Source organism: Ruegeria sp. HKCCD4315, assembly GCF_013112245.1.
Taxonomy (GTDB): Bacteria; Pseudomonadota; Alphaproteobacteria; order Rhodobacterales; family Rhodobacteraceae; genus Ruegeria.
In genome coordinates this window covers 62,322-76,857 of record NZ_WVRN01000003.1, presented here as the reverse complement: position 1 = coordinate 76,857, position 14,536 = coordinate 62,322, and the positions used below count along the sequence as shown (strand labels likewise).

The following is a 14,536-nucleotide window of genomic DNA, read 5'->3' as shown; positions in this document are numbered from 1 at the left end:
AAACATGGGTGTCAAAACAACGAAGTTTGAAGCGGCTGACTATCTGGACAGCCCGGAAGCCATTCAAGCCTATCTTGAAGCGGCTTTTGAAACCAGCGACACGGCGCTGATCGCGTCGGCACTTGGCGATGTTGCCAAGGCCAAAGGTATGTCGAGTGTGGCCGACAAATCTGGTCTGTCTCGGGAAAGCCTCTACCGCGCACTTAGCGAAAATGGCAATCCCGAGTTTGGCACGGTGCTGAAAGTGCTGAGCGCTGTGGGTGTGACGCTCACCCCGAAAATGCACGTGAATTAACCCACTTTAAAGGCTATCCACCATGTCCACCGATGCAGCTCCGTCTACGGTTGAAAAAGCCGCCCGCCGCGTCTGGAAATCCGCGCAGATGTTCGTCGGGTTTCATACAGACCAGAAGGGCAAGCCGCGCACACAGCCGAAGCTCTGGCCGCCAAAAAACGGGAGCGCGTCGATCCATGGTGATCCCAGCGCGCAGGAGGCCATCGTGGTCGTCAAAGCCGCTGATCCGGACGAGGTACAGGACGTGCAGATCAAGCTGCACCCAAACCGCATTGTTGTGCGCCGCGATGCAGATGCCTGGTGGCAGGGTGTCGCTGTAGATGAGCATACCGTGACGGTCCGAATGGCCGACAACACGATCATCGAAATCCGCCATGACGGATCGGTGAAGCGGCGCTCGGCAGAGGACGAAACCCATGTTGAAGCAGATGGCAGCATCTTCAAGTTCACGGAATTTGCCGAGGCGCATATGACGGGTGACGGGGTGGAAATGACCCGCCGCACAGAGGATCGCATTGCCACGATCACAGCTGACGGTGTTGTCGATCGCGCGCGCAAGCGTTAGCCTGTAAAGAATACCTCCAGATTTTCCTTTGGTTAAACTCGTGGCCCGCTTCGGTGGGCCTTTTTCTTGGCGTACTCATCACTGTATCTGCCCGTGCGCCGGTCTCGCCCCGCGACAGCGCTTGAGAGAGTTCTTGCGGATTACCGGGGCGTCCTACCGAACCCGCCAATCCAAATTGAGTCCGGCTGTTTACCTGATCCGCACAAGCACGGACCAGGGCCGGACCGTCCGGTCTTTGGCCTCCGCCAGTTGGATAGGGCGGTTTGCACCGTCCGTCATTCTTCATCCTTTGCGACGACGGTCATACCGACCCAGAAGGGCAACCCCCAACTTAGAACTGAGCGCCGCGCCTGTGTCGGATCGAGGTGATGTTGCCGCCATCAAAGACATCGTTTTGTTCAGATGTTCCGCGCGCAGCGATCCCAGAAAGCCTTGCCTTTCACCAGGTCTGACAGTTTCAAGTACGTTGCCGGAGAAGATCCTCGGCTGCGGTGTTTCTGAAGGGATGAACATAAGCGGGCAGTCGGGGAAGACGCGCGGCGCCCGGGCCGGGCGCCGCGCTTCAACAAGGAATGTCCCCTGCGCCTGCGGCGCATTCCGCGCGGATCAAATTCCCTGCTGACATCCCCTTGATGCCCGCTTTTCCCTTGTTCATCGAAACACGCCATAGCGAGGATCAAACAATGGCAACTCAAACTCTGAAACTGAGCGTCAAGACCGGTGAAAAAGAAGGCAAGACATTCTGGGATCGATGCGGGGTGCTCTTCGTCAATACCGATGAGACCGGCACCATCACCTCGATCCAGGTCAAGCACAGCATGTTCCCTGGCGTTGAGATGGTGGCCTTCCCGAAGCGCACCGATGACGATCCCGTCACCGAATGACGGGAGGGCAGGGCGGCGCAAGCCGCCCTTTCTTCTGCTCCGGCCGCAGGCCGGACCACATATGCGCCACAGGTGGCGCGCGGTCCTAAGACCGGGCAGGGGTGCCGACCTGCCCCAATGCGGCAGCAGACAACCCTGCCACACCCGCCGCGAAAGCGGCGGGACATTGAGCGCGCTGAGGCGCGCGGAAAATGCCATACTGACCTTGAACGTGCCGGTATGTGACGGGCGCTGTTCGGGCAGCTCCCGCTTTGCGTGATTGCCCTGCGCCGGTCCACCGGCACCCACGCCTGCTGGCTGGAAAAGGGGCAGGACCCTTTTCCCGGCGTGGAGATTGCCTCCAAGAGCAAAACTGTTCCGGGGGCAATTTGAGAAAATACGGATTTCTAAAATCACCCCCGGTTTCCTCTTGGAGAGTATGACAGGATAAGGTAGTTGTGTTACAAGTCATAAAAACAACCAGAGGTATACATTGAGCAAGCCCGGCGACACCACTGTCTTTTCCGTTCGATTGCCGTCAGATGCGTTGGTGCGTTTGGAGGAGGCCGTGCAGTCGCTTGGGGCCAAGAGCCGCAACCAGATCATCCAACGACTGATCTATCGTCTGATCGGGTATCTCGATCCTGACCCGGCCGTTGTCGATCTCTGGCAGACGCACTTGCGGCAGGTTCAGGGTGGATACACCAACCTCAATCAGCTCGCAAAATCGGCCAAACGCGGTTCGGTGATCTGGACCGATGACGACCGGCGCGATGTCGAAAACCTCCATCGTGCGATCATCCAGCACCGGCAAGACCTGAAGGCGCTGATCACCGCGGCCCGCCGAAACCGAGAGCCAGACTCCGCCATTCGCCGAATCTTGCGCGACGATGAGAGGACATCTGAAGCATGAACGTCGCGGCTCACAATTTGACGGCAGGGGACTTTCTGGAGCTAGCCTTCCGGGAAGCGCAGAAGGGTATCGATCGGTCCAAGCAGATCAGCCAGCAGCTGCAAACCGCCAAGCGCATGAAGTTCATGATCTCGCGGGCCTCATCCATCAAGGCGCGGCTTGGTGCTGTGGTTGGAAAGCCCGAGGCGGTTGTGAAACACGTCCGCAAAGGTGGGGTGAAAAAAGCGCATGAGCTGCGCCGCCAGATCAATTACCTGACCGTCAGGGCAGAGGGCGTGTTGGACATCCGCGACAATGGTGTGACCCCGCTCGATGCCGATCAGGTGAGTGATCTGATCGAGACCTGGGCCGAGGATTTCAACGGGAAAACCAACTATGGTTATACCCGTCACATGATCGTTTCTTTTCCCGAAGGCACCTATCCGGATGCCGCGCATGAGGCCGGTTTGGACTTCGCGGATCGCCTGTTTGGGAGCGGTGATTTTGGCGATACCTGGGACTATCTGACCGTGTTCCACAACGACACTGACAACCCCCATGTCCACATCGTTGTGAATAACCGAGGCGTGGAACATGGGCAGTGGTTGGCTATGGGTATGAGCAGCGACATGAACATCGACGTTCAGCGCTCTATCCAGGTTGAGGTTGCCGAAGGATACGGAATTGAGCTGACCGCAACGACCCGCCTTGAGCGCGGTTTGCGGCAGGAAGTTGAGACCGACACGTGGAAGGTTCAGGCCGGACTGTCTGTTGTTGAAAGCACTCCGGAGGTTGAAGTTACGGCCCGCGACATGGCCGGTGATGTGATGACACTCTCCATCGCAAGAATGTCGGATCTGTTTGATGAGCGCGCCAACGCTGTCAAAGACCGGATCGAAGAGTTTGCCATCCAACTCGTTGAAAGTGAGGAACCTATGGTATCGAGAATGGAACATCTGCTGGATCAAGCCCATCATTTTGATGATTACGGCGAGCCAGGAGACCCGTCTTATGTGTCGCCCGAAGTCATGAGCAACTTGCGGCGACACATCGAATTAGGCGGTTCTGAGGAAACAATCGCACCCGAGCTGAAGGCTCAGGTTGTTGCCCATATCAGCGACGTTCGGGACAACGAACAGAGCCATCCGTATCTGTCTGCCCTTGCTGATATTGTCGATGACAAGGCGTTCCAGTCGTCCGCTGATTATGCCCCGGCAGCACGCCGGTACGAGGTCTATATACAGGACACCTTGGGCAAGGGGGCCTATGAGGACTTCCAGACTCAGACCAAAGAATTGCTGCAATCCATCGACAAGATGGAAGGGCTGGCCCGTGAGGTTGACGACCCTCATCTGCGTGTCGCTATGGATATTCAAATTGGCGAGTTGAAGGGCGACGTTGCGGACCTGCGCACCAACGATCCGGACCTTCAAGCCTTCATCATCGAGGACCGCCGCTATTCAACGATGATGGGAATGGGCACTGCCGAAATGGATGTCTTGGATTATTCAGAGGCCGGCAAGTGGGCAGCGATCCGCAAAGAAGTCACCGACACGGCCAGCAGCTACGGCCTCGATGGCGAGGCGTTCGTTGCCCGCTTTGGCGATCATCAGAACGTCACCCTGGGTACAACAATGGGATGGCGCAGCGACGACATTTCGACCGCCGCGGCCCACTTCCAGGCGCAAGGATTACCCGACAGCCACGACCGCGCTGAGGCCGTTGTTGACGAGCTGCACCAGCTTGCGTCTTCCAGGATCATCGCAATCTCAGAAGAACTTTCAGACGTTCACGCCCACGCAACGCACCCGCTCTTGCAGGGGCGCGGTGACGATGACGGGCACAGCTTGTAAGGACTTTAACCGGTCTGCCTGATGCGCGCGCCAACGCCCCAGGCAGACCCATCACAGAGTTTTCCATCAACTCGCAAAGGAAAAACTATGGTTTCGCGTACAGACTATCTTTTGAACGAAGTCGAACACTTCGCACCCTATTCCAGATTTGATCAATCCGCCCCGCGTGAAGATCGCGTTTCAGAGCAGATCGACATCATCAGGAAAGAACAGCAGGCGATGGGCTTTGATCGTGCAGCCATCGCCTCAAACAGCTTCGACATCGAGGACCAGGCCAACCGCCGTGTTGACGAACATACTGCGCAACAAGATCTGGTCGAAGAATTCAAAATCGAATTTGAAGCTGCGGAGCGGTCAGGGGAGCCGGTTGATCTGAACGATATGCAGGCTTTGGTTTCTCAGCACATGAGTGATGCTCAGGAATACGATCTGTATCACCCTTACTATTCGTCCCTTGCGGATCTGAGTGGTGACAAGGATTTTCAGGAGTCCGACGACTACCAGTCGCCCGGTGATCGCTATGTTCAGTATATGCAATCCGCTTTGGGGGAGGCCATCTTTGAGAACTACGAGCAGCAGACCAAGGACATCGTGAACTCCATCGAGAACATGGAGGCTCTTGCACGAGAGGTCGAAGATCCACACTTGCGTGCCGCAATGGACGTTCAGATCGGGGAGTTGAAAGGCGATGTTGCCGAACTGCGCCCATATGACACCGACCTGCAGGCATACACTTTGGCTGATGACAGCTACACCACATCCATGAATGCGGCCGAGTTGGACAACCTGGACCCCACGGAAGCCGAAAAATGGCTGGCTGTGCGTGATGACATTGTGGCGACCGCGCACAGCTTCGGTCTCGACGGAAGCAAGTTCCTGGCCCGCTACAACGATCATGACAGCGTTTCAATCGGCACAACGGCGACTTGGAAAGACGCGGACATTTCCACCGCTGCCGCCCATTTCAACAGCCAAGGCGTTCCGGACAGCTACGAGCGCGCGGAGGCCGTTGTTGGTGAGCTGCACCAAGTTTCATCCAGCAAGATTGCCGCCGTGGTGCAAGAGATTGCCCATACCCGCGAACAGGCTACCCACGTCCATGAGTATGATGGACACAGTCTTTAACCACGGAGGACATGATAGATGATTGTTCGCGCCGGTGAATGTGTTGCCGGGAACAGCGAGACCACCGGGTTGGAGTAATGTGGGGTCTGTTCCGATTGGGACGGACTCTTGTCCTTGGACATTCCGGGCATTCGCTGCACCACGTTTGAATAGGCAAGAAGCGGACAAAACAGTCTTTCGCTGGGACTAAAGCAATGTCCGCTCATAGTTTAGTGATCGTGGTGACAGAGTTTATGATCGGCAAGAGACGCGAGCACATAGCAGTTCTCTGACACTCCTTCGTCATCACAGCCCTTCGAAATCCGAACCAGCTCTTTTTCAAGAGCCCGTAGTCGTTTGATCTTTGCTCTTACTTCGGAAAGTTGTGAGACGGCGATGTCCGTTGCGGCTTGGCATGAACGATCCGGGTGGCCTTGAAGCACAATCAATTCGGAGATCGCTTCAATTGAGAAACCAAGATCGCGTGCATGCTTGATGAAACTGAGACGCTCTAGCCCTGCCACATCGTAGCGCCGTTGGTTGCCTTCGGTGCGTTCTGGTGCGGCAAGCAGGCCCATTTCCTCATAGTAGCGGATAGTCGGAACTTTGACCTTCGTGCGCTTGGAAAGCTCCCCGATAGAAAACATGAAAATACCTCTTGAACCTCTAGTAACTAGAGACACTACACTATGGTCACGACAGATACAAAAAGGGCTTCCCAATGTCAGCATGTTGCGGACACAACGCCAAATTCGACGGCGTATCAGACGACTACAAAAGGAGGCTGTGGATTGTCATTGCTCTGAACGCGGTGATGTTCGTCGTCGAGATGACTGCCGGTCACTATGCAAAGTCTCAGGCACTTCAGGCCGACGCTCTAGACTTCCTTGGGGATGCTTTGACCTACGGTATCTCGCTGGCAGTGATCGGGGCTTCAATCCGTGCACGCACCAATGCCGCTCTGGCGAAAGGGGTGAGCTTGCTGCTGATGGGTCTTTGGGTGTTTGGATCGACCGTGTACCGGGTGTTCTATGTCGGAGTGCCGGAGGCCGAGATCATGGGCATCGTTGGCTTTTTCGCTCTTATGACCAATCTCGCAAGTGTTCTCTTGCTCGTCCGTTACAAGGACGGCGATGCAAATGTGCGCTCTGTCTGGCTATGTTCGCGTAATGACGCCATTGGCAATGTGGCCGTTATGTTTGCAGCTTTAGGCGTCTGGGGCACAGCTAGCGGTTGGCCTGACCTGATTGTTGCGGCGGTCATGGCAACGTTGTTTCTTTCCTCTGCTTTCCAGATCGTGCGCCAAGCGCTCGCCGAGCGTCGGGAAGTTGGCGAACATGAGCATGTTTGACGTGGATTATGACCTTTGATCTCGAATGATACGAAATCGGCTCAATTTAGTTGGAAATACCAAGGACTCTCGCCATGAACCTGAAACGCCGCCAAGTACTGACTTACGCCGCTGGCTTTGCCAGCACAGTACCATTTGCCGCGTTTGCGCAAGACACGCCTTCCGTCCGTGTTCTCAAGGATCCGAACTGCGGCTGTTGCCAGGTTTGGATCGACATCCTGCGGCAGGAAGGCTTTCGCATTACCGAGGAGCGCAGCTTTGGAACACAGCTTGTCCGCCACAAATTGGACAACGGCATTCCCGAAGAAATGATGTCCTGCCACACAGGCGAGATCGATGGCTATATGATCGAGGGGCATGTGCCGGTTGCAGACATTCGTCGTCTGCTGGAGGAGCAACCCAGTGCTGTTGGACTTGCTGTTCCTGGCATGCCCTACGGTTCCCCTGGGATGGGGCCGGAAGATCGTCGTGAGGCCTACGACGTGTTTTTGATCCTCAAGGACGGTAGCACCGAGGTGTTCAAGAGTTACGAAGCGGCCTGAGGCGACGTTCATCGAGCGGAAACAGTAAGGAGGAGAAGATGACGAAGCTTGGATTACGCACTCTTACCTTAAGCGTTCTGTCTATCACCATTGCTACAGTGGGTTGCGCACAACAACAACGAGGAGATTGGTGGGGTCACGGGCCAATGGGATCTAACCACATGAGGTCTGAGCACATGCGTGGTTGGGGGCACGGCAATATGGGGCCTGGCCAGCAGCAGCGCATGCAACGACATTGGACGTATATGAACGAGGACGTGCCCGCAGCCTACCGCGGGGCTCGGAGCACCATTCGTGCAACGCCCGAGAATGTTTCGGAGGGCAAGACGCTATATACGGAAAACTGCGCAAGCTGTCATGGAGCTGAGGGTTTGGGCGATGGTGAAGCCGGACGTTCGCTCGCGCCCTCTCCCGCTCTCCTACGATGGTTCGTTCAGATGCCGATGTCGGGGGACGAGTACCTTCTTTGGGCAATTTCCGAGGGCGGCGAACGCTTCGGAACAGACATGCCAGCCTTCAAGGAAGCGCTGAGCGAAGAAGACCTTTGGAAGATCATCGTTTATATGCGTGCGGGGTTCCCTTGATCTGTCGTCAATCTGTTGGTTTTTGATGAGTGTTTTTGCTGTCGATACTATGACGACAATTCTCAGCAGGCATAAAGCTGACAATGCGCCATTCTAGTAAGCTTCACGGAAGCGGACATATATGTAAGTCGCAGCACGAGCAGGTTAGGGCTCTCTCCTGCCGTTCTCTGCATATTGAAGTAAGGTCCGGTTCGGCCGCGTCCTGTTACCCCCGTCAAGTGAAGGCGCTACTTTCAGCCCGTTTGGCTTTCATTTTCTCCATCGCCATATCTTTCGCTGACCGACTTTTCCGCTTTGCGACCGTGCGCTGCGCATCAAATGCCGCCTGAAGTTCCTGGTCTTTTTCAGAAACCTCTTTCACCGGGGCAGGGGCCGGTTTCACATCAGCCAGGGCCTTTGCCGTGTCCTTGGCTTGCTCTGCAGCAAGATCCAGGTGTGTCCCTTTGATCTTTGGCGTGTCGCCACCAAGGAACTGCATGAAATAAGGATCTTCGAAATATCGAATCTTGTTCGCAATCACGGGCATCTTGCCTTCGCGGATCAGCACAACCTCGTTTTCCGGCAGACGACCAACGTGCTCTGGCCGGAGCAGCCGAATGCCTTCTTCACGCTCTGATATGCTGCCCATTTCCATCTTGCCGAGTGCTCGAGACTTCGACTTGCTTATGACCGTTTTGTCCCCGATGGACCTGGACACATGTTCGCGTACTTCGGAATCCTCTGAGGCGGCAAACATCTGGGTTCCAGCGTTTGCCAGCATCGCCCGCACACCCTCGTGCCCATAAATGTCCTGTAGGCGCGACAGTGTTTGCGAAATCACCACGAGCCTGCCCCCGAACGATCGCATGGTGTCATAGGCTTCAACAACGCGCTCAAGATGGCCGAGGCGTTGGAACTCATCGAGCAGCATCAAAACCTTGAACGGCTCATCTTCGCCCGGCTCAACAGTTTCGATGGTGTTCACCAGATCGAGGAAGAACAGGCGAATGAGCGTCCGGAACTCTTTGACTTTTTTCCCTGGCACGGAAAAGTAGATCGAGCTGGGGCGCCGACGCAGATCTTCAAAGTTGATGTCATTGCCCTGCGTGGCTCTTGCTACCGACGGGTTGCGCCAGAGCTGCAGGCCGGAGTTCAACATAACCGAAATCGTTGACCGCAGGATTTTGGATTCTTCGGCTGCAAGATTCAGAAACTCATCTGCAGCTCGCGCATATCCAACTTCTTCAGCCATTTTCTCATAGTCCTTTTGCTTGGTCGTTTTGACCAGGCGCAGGACTTCGGAAATGTATGGCCGCTTTCTTTTGATCGCCAACATCGCCATCGCGCAGAACATGCCTTCGACACCCCCCATAAAGCCCTGGGCGGATGAGCTGGGCGTGTCGAACATCTGAGTTGCAACCTGAATCACTTCTTCCCATCGCCGGTCCAGATTGTCGGCACGTGCTGCGCGGCGCAGAGGGTTGTAGCTGTGGCTTTTGTCGGGGTTCTCGGGGTCGAACATAAAAACCTCATCGCCCATTGCTGCCCGACGCGCGCCGGTTGTCTGGAAAATCTCGCCCTTGATGTCCAGGACGACGCAAGACCCATTGAAACGCAGGACATTCGGGATCACAAAGCCGCTGGTTTTGCCCGAACCAGACGGGGCAATGAACATCGCGTGCGGCTTTTGGACACCGGGGCCGGGCTTATAGTAGATCGCGTTTTTGTCCTTTGGCTCACCAAATTTGGCAAACACGATTTCACTATCCAATTTGTCTTTGAGCTTCAGAACCGACGCATAGCCTTCCTGGACGAGCTGAGGGGCCTTTGCAAAACTCGCATCACCGTATTTCGTTGAGGGACCACGCAGCGCAGCCGCCACAAATGCAAAGGTCAAAACACCCACTGCGACCACCGCCACCAGACCCATGATCTGCTGCGTCTCTGCAGGCTGTGCCATGAACTTCTCTGGGATCGCCCAGATGTCCAGCCCGCGAAAGCCTCTGGTGTTGATGTATTCGAGAGCCAGCCCGACCACCAACACCGCGCAAGCCGAGGTAGCGATAAAGCCCATAGTACCGGCTATCGCGACCTTCTTGCCTTTGGGTAGATCCTGAAACTCAGCCATCGGTCAGCTCGCGTTTGAAGAAGCACACGATGCCAAACTCGGCAGGTACGACGCCGACCATTTCCCAACCGTCTTGCCCGAGCTTCGCAAACTTCTCGCCTGCATTTTCCTCTACCCGCATCAAGACATTACGATACTCAAATTTTTTCATTCTATTTCTCCTTCAGATAAGTTGATCAGCGGTCATCAGGGGTGGGAAAATCACGCCGTTGACCTTCCGTTCGTCACCGATTTTCTTCATGTGAACGATCATGTGAATGGTGGCCCGGATGTCATCGACCACTTCTGACTTTTGAACGGTCGGAGATCCGCGACGCACCATCTTGCTCATACGTCCAATGGCATCTACTGGTGAGTTGGCGTGCATGGTACAAACAGAACCATCGTGGCCGGTGTTCACCAGTTCCAGGAACATATTTGCGTCGTCGCCCCGAATTTCACCGCAGACGAGGCGGTCAGGCCGTAACCTCAGCGCCGATTCCAGCAGCTTTGTTGGTGATCGAGGGCCATCTTCTTCGGAACGGTCAGCAAGTAGATCGACAGAATTGGGTTGCTCGATGTCCAGCTCGGCCACTTCTTCAATCGTCACGATCCGTTCGCCAGGATCGACGCGCTTCAGCATTGCATTGAGAACAGTGGTTTTGCCAGACGAGGTGCCCCCGGCAATGATCACGTTCCATTTGCTTAGCATCGCAAGGTCGGCCAGCTCGTCAAAGTTCATTGTTCCGGCAGCGAGAGCAGCCCGAGCCTTTTCAAGCGCGCTGTGATCATTGTTTTCTGCCAACGCCGCCTCTTTGCTGGCGAAGCTGAACGCGCCCAGATCGACGGTTTTCACGCGGAGCAGGCGGATCGCCACGGACCCCACGCCGGTTGTTGCTGGCGGAATCACAACCTGCACCCGCGCTTTACCCTGCTGTGTCGGCACGTTGGCCGTCGCAATCGGCTTCTTTTCTCCGAATGTCACATCGCTGAATCCGGCCACGCAGCGCCCGATGTTTTCCACATCATCTCTGTTCAGAGTAATGTCTGTCCTGGTCATGTGTGTTGTGCCCATTTCTTCGACCCAGACCGATCCGTCAGGATTCACAGAAATTTCGCTCAGGCTTTCATCGTGCAACAGATGCTCGATCTTGCCTGTATAGTATTCCAGAAGGCTATTGCCGTTCCGCCCGCTCATGTTCTTGTCCTTGGTAGAGCACTTTTTTGAACACTGGAGGTTGCCTTCGCTGCATCTCGGCTTTGCCTCGAACACGAAGGCATCCACATAAGATTCATTGCTTCCAAAAAGTGCTGAATTTGCTTCAAAAAAGGCCGCTACCGCACTCGATCATGCTGGCAGCGGCCGGAAAGACTGCTGAGGCGGTCGGCTCATTGGCTCGCGCTCAGAAGCTATCGAACACAACGTCGCGCTGCAGGATGGCGTTGATGCGACTGCCCTGATCGACAAAGACTGTCGGAGTAATGCGCAGGTATTCATCAAGCGCCGCTGCCGTAGCGTTCTGCAGGTTAGACCCCACTTGCGTTGCCAGATCAGTGCGAACCGAGTTGTTGCTATCGTTGTCAGAGACCAGTGCCACCGGCGCAATGCCGATGATGGACAACAGCGCTGCAGTTCCGAACCGTTTCCCAAAGTGTGTGTTCACCCTGCCGGTCGCACCAGTCCGGCCTTGACCGTCCGTACCAGCCGATCCGACCTGAGTTGACAGGCCGTCAGGCGTGATGACACGGCTCCAAACGATCATGATGCGCGTTTGCGCCAATGTCGTGTCCGCTCGATACTCGCCAAAGAGCTTCGATCCGCGCGGCAGAAGCAAACGCGTGCCGTCCATCGAGTAGACGCCACGTGTAATCGTCGCCACGACACTGCCGGGCAACTCCGAGCTGACCGCGCCACCGAACACAGCCGACAAAACCGTGCCTTGCGTCAGGGTGCGCGACGGATCGTCAATGATCGAGGCCCCGACGATGGGGGGATATTCTTCGACCAGATTGTTTTGCCATGTCGTGTTTTGGTTTTCCTGATAGCCGCGTTGATCTTCAGGCAGGCGGGTGTCGTCTGGCTGGACTTGAACCGGCTGCGGCGCTGCAGGGAAGGGTTGGAAAATGACCGGCTGCGATCCACCATTGATCGGCTGGTAGTTTTGACCGGGTGCGTCCTGTGCCATCGCGCTTGAGGCCAACGTGACCAGGGCGAGGGTGAGTGCTGTTCTGTTCATCGTCAGCTCCATCAGTTTCTGCCGTATGGGTTTTCATCGAACACAATGCCGTCCGACTGGTTCTGCCGCTGGCGCATCTTCTTCAGTTCTTCGAGTCTGCGCCGCTCGTCATCGGTCAGACCTTGCGCCTGAAGGTGGCTTACGCTGGCAAGTGCCCGGGCCTCCGCATCTGCGATGGCCTGGGCAAGTTCCGTCTGGAACTTCTTCTCTCGCTCATCATATCTGACCTGAAGGCGTTCATTGGTCAGGTTCAGCGTTGCGATTTCACCGTCTTTTTCGGACAGCGAAACTTTGGCGTCCGTCAGCTCGTCTTGCAGATCGGAAATCCGACCGTTCTGTTGCTCGATAGTTTTCAAGGCTTGTTTCAGCCCTTCGGAATCGACCTGCGGCACTGTTGCCGGTGTTGCCACCTCAATTTCCTCGGGCAAAGCCTCTGGTTCCGGCTCATCGGCCTCTGGTCCCCGTGCGGTCAAAAGCCCGTATCGCTCGCCACCACCTTGTTGCAAAGCGTCAACGCGGACACCCGTGTTCGTGCTTTTGTTTTCATGGCCCATGACAAACCATACAAAGCCCAGGAACACCGCGCCTGCGATTGCAACGGTTATCAGCTTCTTTGGGTCGAACTTCTTCCGGACACGTTGCGACGGCTGTTCAGCCGCCGCCCGTGCCGCAATTGTCTGATTGCGATCCATTACTTGCTGCCCCCCGGTTTAACTGTCTGTGAAGTAACGGGCCTGCCCGTTGCACTCGCCTGCTGAAACGCGTCGCCATCGTTTCGTACACAGATCGAAGTGTCTTCGATGCGCAGTGTCCAAAGGTCGGAAAGGCCCTGCACCTGGATAATGCCGCGCTCTTTGACTGTGGTGTTCACCATCAGCTCGCGGCCATCAGGCAGGACACGGAAAATCCCCGGCAACTCCGCATCCTGCGGGATTTGCATATAGGTGTGAACGCCATCATCCCACACGGCGGTGGGCGCAAAGTCCGCTTTGCCCGAGCGCGAATAGTTCTGGTTCACAAACCGGCCAGTTGGCTTCGGCTCGCTCCGAGCGACTGTGCCGCGACGCGTTGTGGTCCCGCCGCTGTTGTTTTTGTTGTAGAACGTGACCCGAAATGGAACACGTTTGCGTTCGGCGGCGCTCTCGGCCGGAACCAGATAGAAGTTGTATGTCCCGCGATTGGTCAGGACGGTCAGGTTTGAATCCGAGTTCAGGATTTCTGGCTTGAACGCAATAACGCGACCTTCCTGCAGGCGGGTGATCTGAAAACTCTCAGTGTCGCCCGCGCCAATGCTGCGGACGGTCTCGCCCTGCGGAAAGTGAACATAGGTAATCAGGCGTTCACCTACAGTGATGCGGTACACCTGGTTCTCGACGTAATGGAAATGCGTGATGCGATGATCCGCATTCTTTCCGTCTGGCGTCGGTGTGATTTCAGCGAGCAGAGGCGTAGAGAATGCCAAAACTGCTGCGGCGGTGGCGGTGAGTGTTTTGAAAGAACGCTGCATCAGACCTTCCCTATGGCGTCTACGCGGTAGTTGGTGACGACGAAGCCGAACGGATTTTCCAGAAGCTCATCCATCGACGTCACGATTTTTTCCTCAAACCCGTAGGTCACAGTGACCACGTAGCGGGCTGAGGCCGTTGCTTGGTTTGGCACGATCAGGGACTTGCGGATCTCGACCTGCACCGTCTCATCGTTGACCGGCGAGACGCCCAGAATTTCGGTCTGCACCTTTGTCTTGGGCGTATAGATTTCGTCAGGATGGTTGTCGTTCGAACCGTCCCACAGTTCGCGGTAGGACGTTTCGGCCAGCTCATCAGAACGACGCAGCACCGATTTCAGGCGCTCGTTGTTGTCCTGGACATCATAGGTTTCCCGGTCGCGCACATAATTTGCGACTTCACGGAAGGCCATCGCCTCAGAAGGTTCCAGTTCTTCGACTTTTTCAGTCAGCAGGACCGGCAGTTTCGTGTCCGGATCAATGGAGAATGGCACCGCGCGGATTTCCTTCAGGGGAAGGAGCATCGCCCAGCCAATCATAGAGGCCACGCCCATTGCCATGCCGACCATGCCGAATACCTGCCATTTGAAGGCATCGCGGCGTGCGCCCAGAAAGAGTTCTTTTTCGTGATCTGTCACGTGTGACATTTGCTCTGTACCT

17 protein-coding genes are annotated in these 14,536 nt (G+C 55.9%); 9 read left to right on the top strand and 8 right to left on the bottom strand.

The genetic code is table 11. From position 1 onward, the window contains the following. The first annotated feature begins 4 nt into the window (after nucleotides 1-4). The 6 genes from GS646_RS22285 (at nucleotide 5) to GS646_RS22260 (ending at nucleotide 5,593) form a co-directional block, all read left to right on the top strand. Nucleotides 5-295: an addiction module antidote protein gene (locus tag GS646_RS22285; RefSeq protein WP_152460667.1), complete on the top strand. Its 291-nt coding sequence runs from the start codon at nucleotides 5-7 to the stop codon at nucleotides 293-295. A 22-nt stretch (nucleotides 296-317) separates the two neighbouring features. Further along, nucleotides 318-860, top strand: a complete 543-nt coding sequence (locus tag GS646_RS22280; RefSeq protein WP_170417788.1) for a hypothetical protein — start codon at nucleotides 318-320, stop codon at nucleotides 858-860. A 683-nt stretch (nucleotides 861-1,543) separates the two neighbouring features. Beyond that, the gene (locus GS646_RS22275) at nucleotides 1,544-1,744 is read left to right on the top strand and encodes a hypothetical protein (RefSeq protein WP_170417785.1); all 201 of its coding nucleotides are present in this window, start codon (nucleotides 1,544-1,546) and stop codon (nucleotides 1,742-1,744) included. Nucleotides 1,745-2,216: 472 nt separating this feature from the next. Next, nucleotides 2,217-2,636, top strand: coding sequence for a hypothetical protein (locus GS646_RS22270; RefSeq protein WP_170417782.1), 420 nt, complete (start codon nucleotides 2,217-2,219; stop codon nucleotides 2,634-2,636). Beyond that, entirely contained in the window at nucleotides 2,633-4,468 is a 1,836-nt protein-coding gene (locus tag GS646_RS22265; protein WP_170417779.1) for a relaxase/mobilization nuclease domain-containing protein, read from the top strand. The genes GS646_RS22270 and GS646_RS22265 overlap by 4 nt, the downstream gene beginning before the upstream one ends. A gap of 87 nt (nucleotides 4,469-4,555) precedes the next feature. Beyond that, nucleotides 4,556-5,593 (top strand): hypothetical protein, encoded by a 1,038-nt coding sequence (locus GS646_RS22260; RefSeq protein WP_170417776.1) that lies wholly within the window; start codon nucleotides 4,556-4,558, stop codon nucleotides 5,591-5,593. 209 nt (nucleotides 5,594-5,802) lie between these two features. Here the strand turns inward: GS646_RS22260 and GS646_RS22255 are convergent, their stop codons facing one another. Then, nucleotides 5,803-6,219 (bottom strand): helix-turn-helix domain-containing protein, encoded by a 417-nt coding sequence (locus tag GS646_RS22255; protein WP_170417773.1) that lies wholly within the window; start codon nucleotides 6,217-6,219, stop codon nucleotides 5,803-5,805. A gap of 74 nt (nucleotides 6,220-6,293) precedes the next feature. Here GS646_RS22255 and GS646_RS22250 point away from each other — a divergent pair, with 74 nt between their 5' ends. The 3 genes from GS646_RS22250 (at nucleotide 6,294) to GS646_RS22240 (ending at nucleotide 8,049) form a co-directional block, all read left to right on the top strand. Continuing rightward, on the top strand, nucleotides 6,294-6,923 hold the full coding sequence (locus GS646_RS22250) for a cation transporter (protein WP_170417770.1): 630 nt from the start codon (nucleotides 6,294-6,296) through the stop codon (nucleotides 6,921-6,923). Nucleotides 6,924-6,997: 74 nt separating this feature from the next. Then, entirely contained in the window at nucleotides 6,998-7,465 is a 468-nt protein-coding gene (locus tag GS646_RS22245; protein ID WP_170417767.1) for a DUF411 domain-containing protein, read from the top strand. A gap of 161 nt (nucleotides 7,466-7,626) precedes the next feature. Further along, nucleotides 7,627-8,049, top strand: a complete 423-nt coding sequence (locus GS646_RS22240; protein ID WP_170474328.1) for a cytochrome c — start codon at nucleotides 7,627-7,629, stop codon at nucleotides 8,047-8,049. Nucleotides 8,050-8,263: 214 nt separating this feature from the next. On the opposite strand, the gene GS646_RS22235 is transcribed toward GS646_RS22240, so the two are convergent. The 7 genes from GS646_RS22235 to GS646_RS22205 all read right to left on the bottom strand — a co-directional run bounded on the left by GS646_RS22235 (nucleotide 8,264) and on the right by GS646_RS22205 (nucleotide 14,523). Further along, nucleotides 8,264-10,156: a type IV secretory system conjugative DNA transfer family protein gene (locus GS646_RS22235; RefSeq protein WP_171648680.1), complete on the bottom strand. Its 1,893-nt coding sequence runs from the start codon at nucleotides 10,154-10,156 to the stop codon at nucleotides 8,264-8,266. Further along, on the bottom strand, nucleotides 10,149-10,307 hold the full coding sequence (locus GS646_RS22230; RefSeq protein ID WP_152460674.1) for a DUF4177 domain-containing protein: 159 nt from the start codon (nucleotides 10,305-10,307) through the stop codon (nucleotides 10,149-10,151). The genes GS646_RS22235 and GS646_RS22230 overlap by 8 nt, the downstream gene beginning before the upstream one ends. A gap of 12 nt (nucleotides 10,308-10,319) precedes the next feature. Beyond that, nucleotides 10,320-11,333, bottom strand: a complete 1,014-nt coding sequence (locus tag GS646_RS22225; protein WP_152460675.1) for an ATPase, T2SS/T4P/T4SS family — start codon at nucleotides 11,331-11,333, stop codon at nucleotides 10,320-10,322. A 205-nt stretch (nucleotides 11,334-11,538) separates the two neighbouring features. Beyond that, complete coding sequence (locus GS646_RS22220) at nucleotides 11,539-12,372, bottom strand: TrbI/VirB10 family protein (protein ID WP_170575215.1); 834 nt, start codon at nucleotides 12,370-12,372, stop codon at nucleotides 11,539-11,541. 11 nt (nucleotides 12,373-12,383) lie between these two features. Next, nucleotides 12,384-13,064, bottom strand: a complete 681-nt coding sequence (locus tag GS646_RS22215) for a hypothetical protein (RefSeq protein WP_152460677.1) — start codon at nucleotides 13,062-13,064, stop codon at nucleotides 12,384-12,386. Continuing rightward, nucleotides 13,064-13,879, bottom strand: coding sequence for a TrbG/VirB9 family P-type conjugative transfer protein (locus GS646_RS22210; RefSeq protein ID WP_152460678.1), 816 nt, complete (start codon nucleotides 13,877-13,879; stop codon nucleotides 13,064-13,066). The genes GS646_RS22215 and GS646_RS22210 overlap by 1 nt, the downstream gene beginning before the upstream one ends. Further along, nucleotides 13,879-14,523: a virB8 family protein gene (locus tag GS646_RS22205; RefSeq protein ID WP_152460679.1), complete on the bottom strand. Its 645-nt coding sequence runs from the start codon at nucleotides 14,521-14,523 to the stop codon at nucleotides 13,879-13,881. Before GS646_RS22205 ends, GS646_RS22210 begins: the two co-directional genes overlap by 1 nt. Nucleotides 14,524-14,536 lie beyond the last annotated feature (13 nt).

Coding starts and splice junctions, on each gene's coding strand:
- GS646_RS22285 (WP_152460667.1), top strand. CDS start 5: ATGGGTGTCAAAACAACGAAGTTTGAAGCGGCTGACTATCTGGACAGC.
- GS646_RS22280 (WP_170417788.1), top strand. CDS start 318: ATGTCCACCGATGCAGCTCCGTCTACGGTTGAAAAAGCCGCCCGCCGC.
- GS646_RS22275 (WP_170417785.1), top strand. CDS start 1,544: ATGGCAACTCAAACTCTGAAACTGAGCGTCAAGACCGGTGAAAAAGAA.
- GS646_RS22265 (WP_170417779.1), top strand. CDS start 2,633: ATGAACGTCGCGGCTCACAATTTGACGGCAGGGGACTTTCTGGAGCTA.
- GS646_RS22260 (WP_170417776.1), top strand. CDS start 4,556: ATGGTTTCGCGTACAGACTATCTTTTGAACGAAGTCGAACACTTCGCA.
- GS646_RS22255 (WP_170417773.1), bottom strand. CDS start 6,219: ATGTTTTCTATCGGGGAGCTTTCCAAGCGCACGAAGGTCAAAGTTCCG.
- GS646_RS22250 (WP_170417770.1), top strand. CDS start 6,294: ATGTCAGCATGTTGCGGACACAACGCCAAATTCGACGGCGTATCAGAC.
- GS646_RS22245 (WP_170417767.1), top strand. CDS start 6,998: ATGAACCTGAAACGCCGCCAAGTACTGACTTACGCCGCTGGCTTTGCC.
- GS646_RS22240 (WP_170474328.1), top strand. CDS start 7,627: ATGAGGTCTGAGCACATGCGTGGTTGGGGGCACGGCAATATGGGGCCT.
- GS646_RS22235 (WP_171648680.1), bottom strand. CDS start 10,156: ATGGCTGAGTTTCAGGATCTACCCAAAGGCAAGAAGGTCGCGATAGCC.
- GS646_RS22230 (WP_152460674.1), bottom strand. CDS start 10,307: ATGAAAAAATTTGAGTATCGTAATGTCTTGATGCGGGTAGAGGAAAAT.
- GS646_RS22225 (WP_152460675.1), bottom strand. CDS start 11,333: ATGAGCGGGCGGAACGGCAATAGCCTTCTGGAATACTATACAGGCAAG.
- GS646_RS22220 (WP_170575215.1), bottom strand. CDS start 12,372: ATGAACAGAACAGCACTCACCCTCGCCCTGGTCACGTTGGCCTCAAGC.
- GS646_RS22215 (WP_152460677.1), bottom strand. CDS start 13,064: ATGGATCGCAATCAGACAATTGCGGCACGGGCGGCGGCTGAACAGCCG.
- GS646_RS22210 (WP_152460678.1), bottom strand. CDS start 13,879: ATGCAGCGTTCTTTCAAAACACTCACCGCCACCGCCGCAGCAGTTTTG.
- GS646_RS22205 (WP_152460679.1), bottom strand. CDS start 14,523: ATGTCACACGTGACAGATCACGAAAAAGAACTCTTTCTGGGCGCACGC.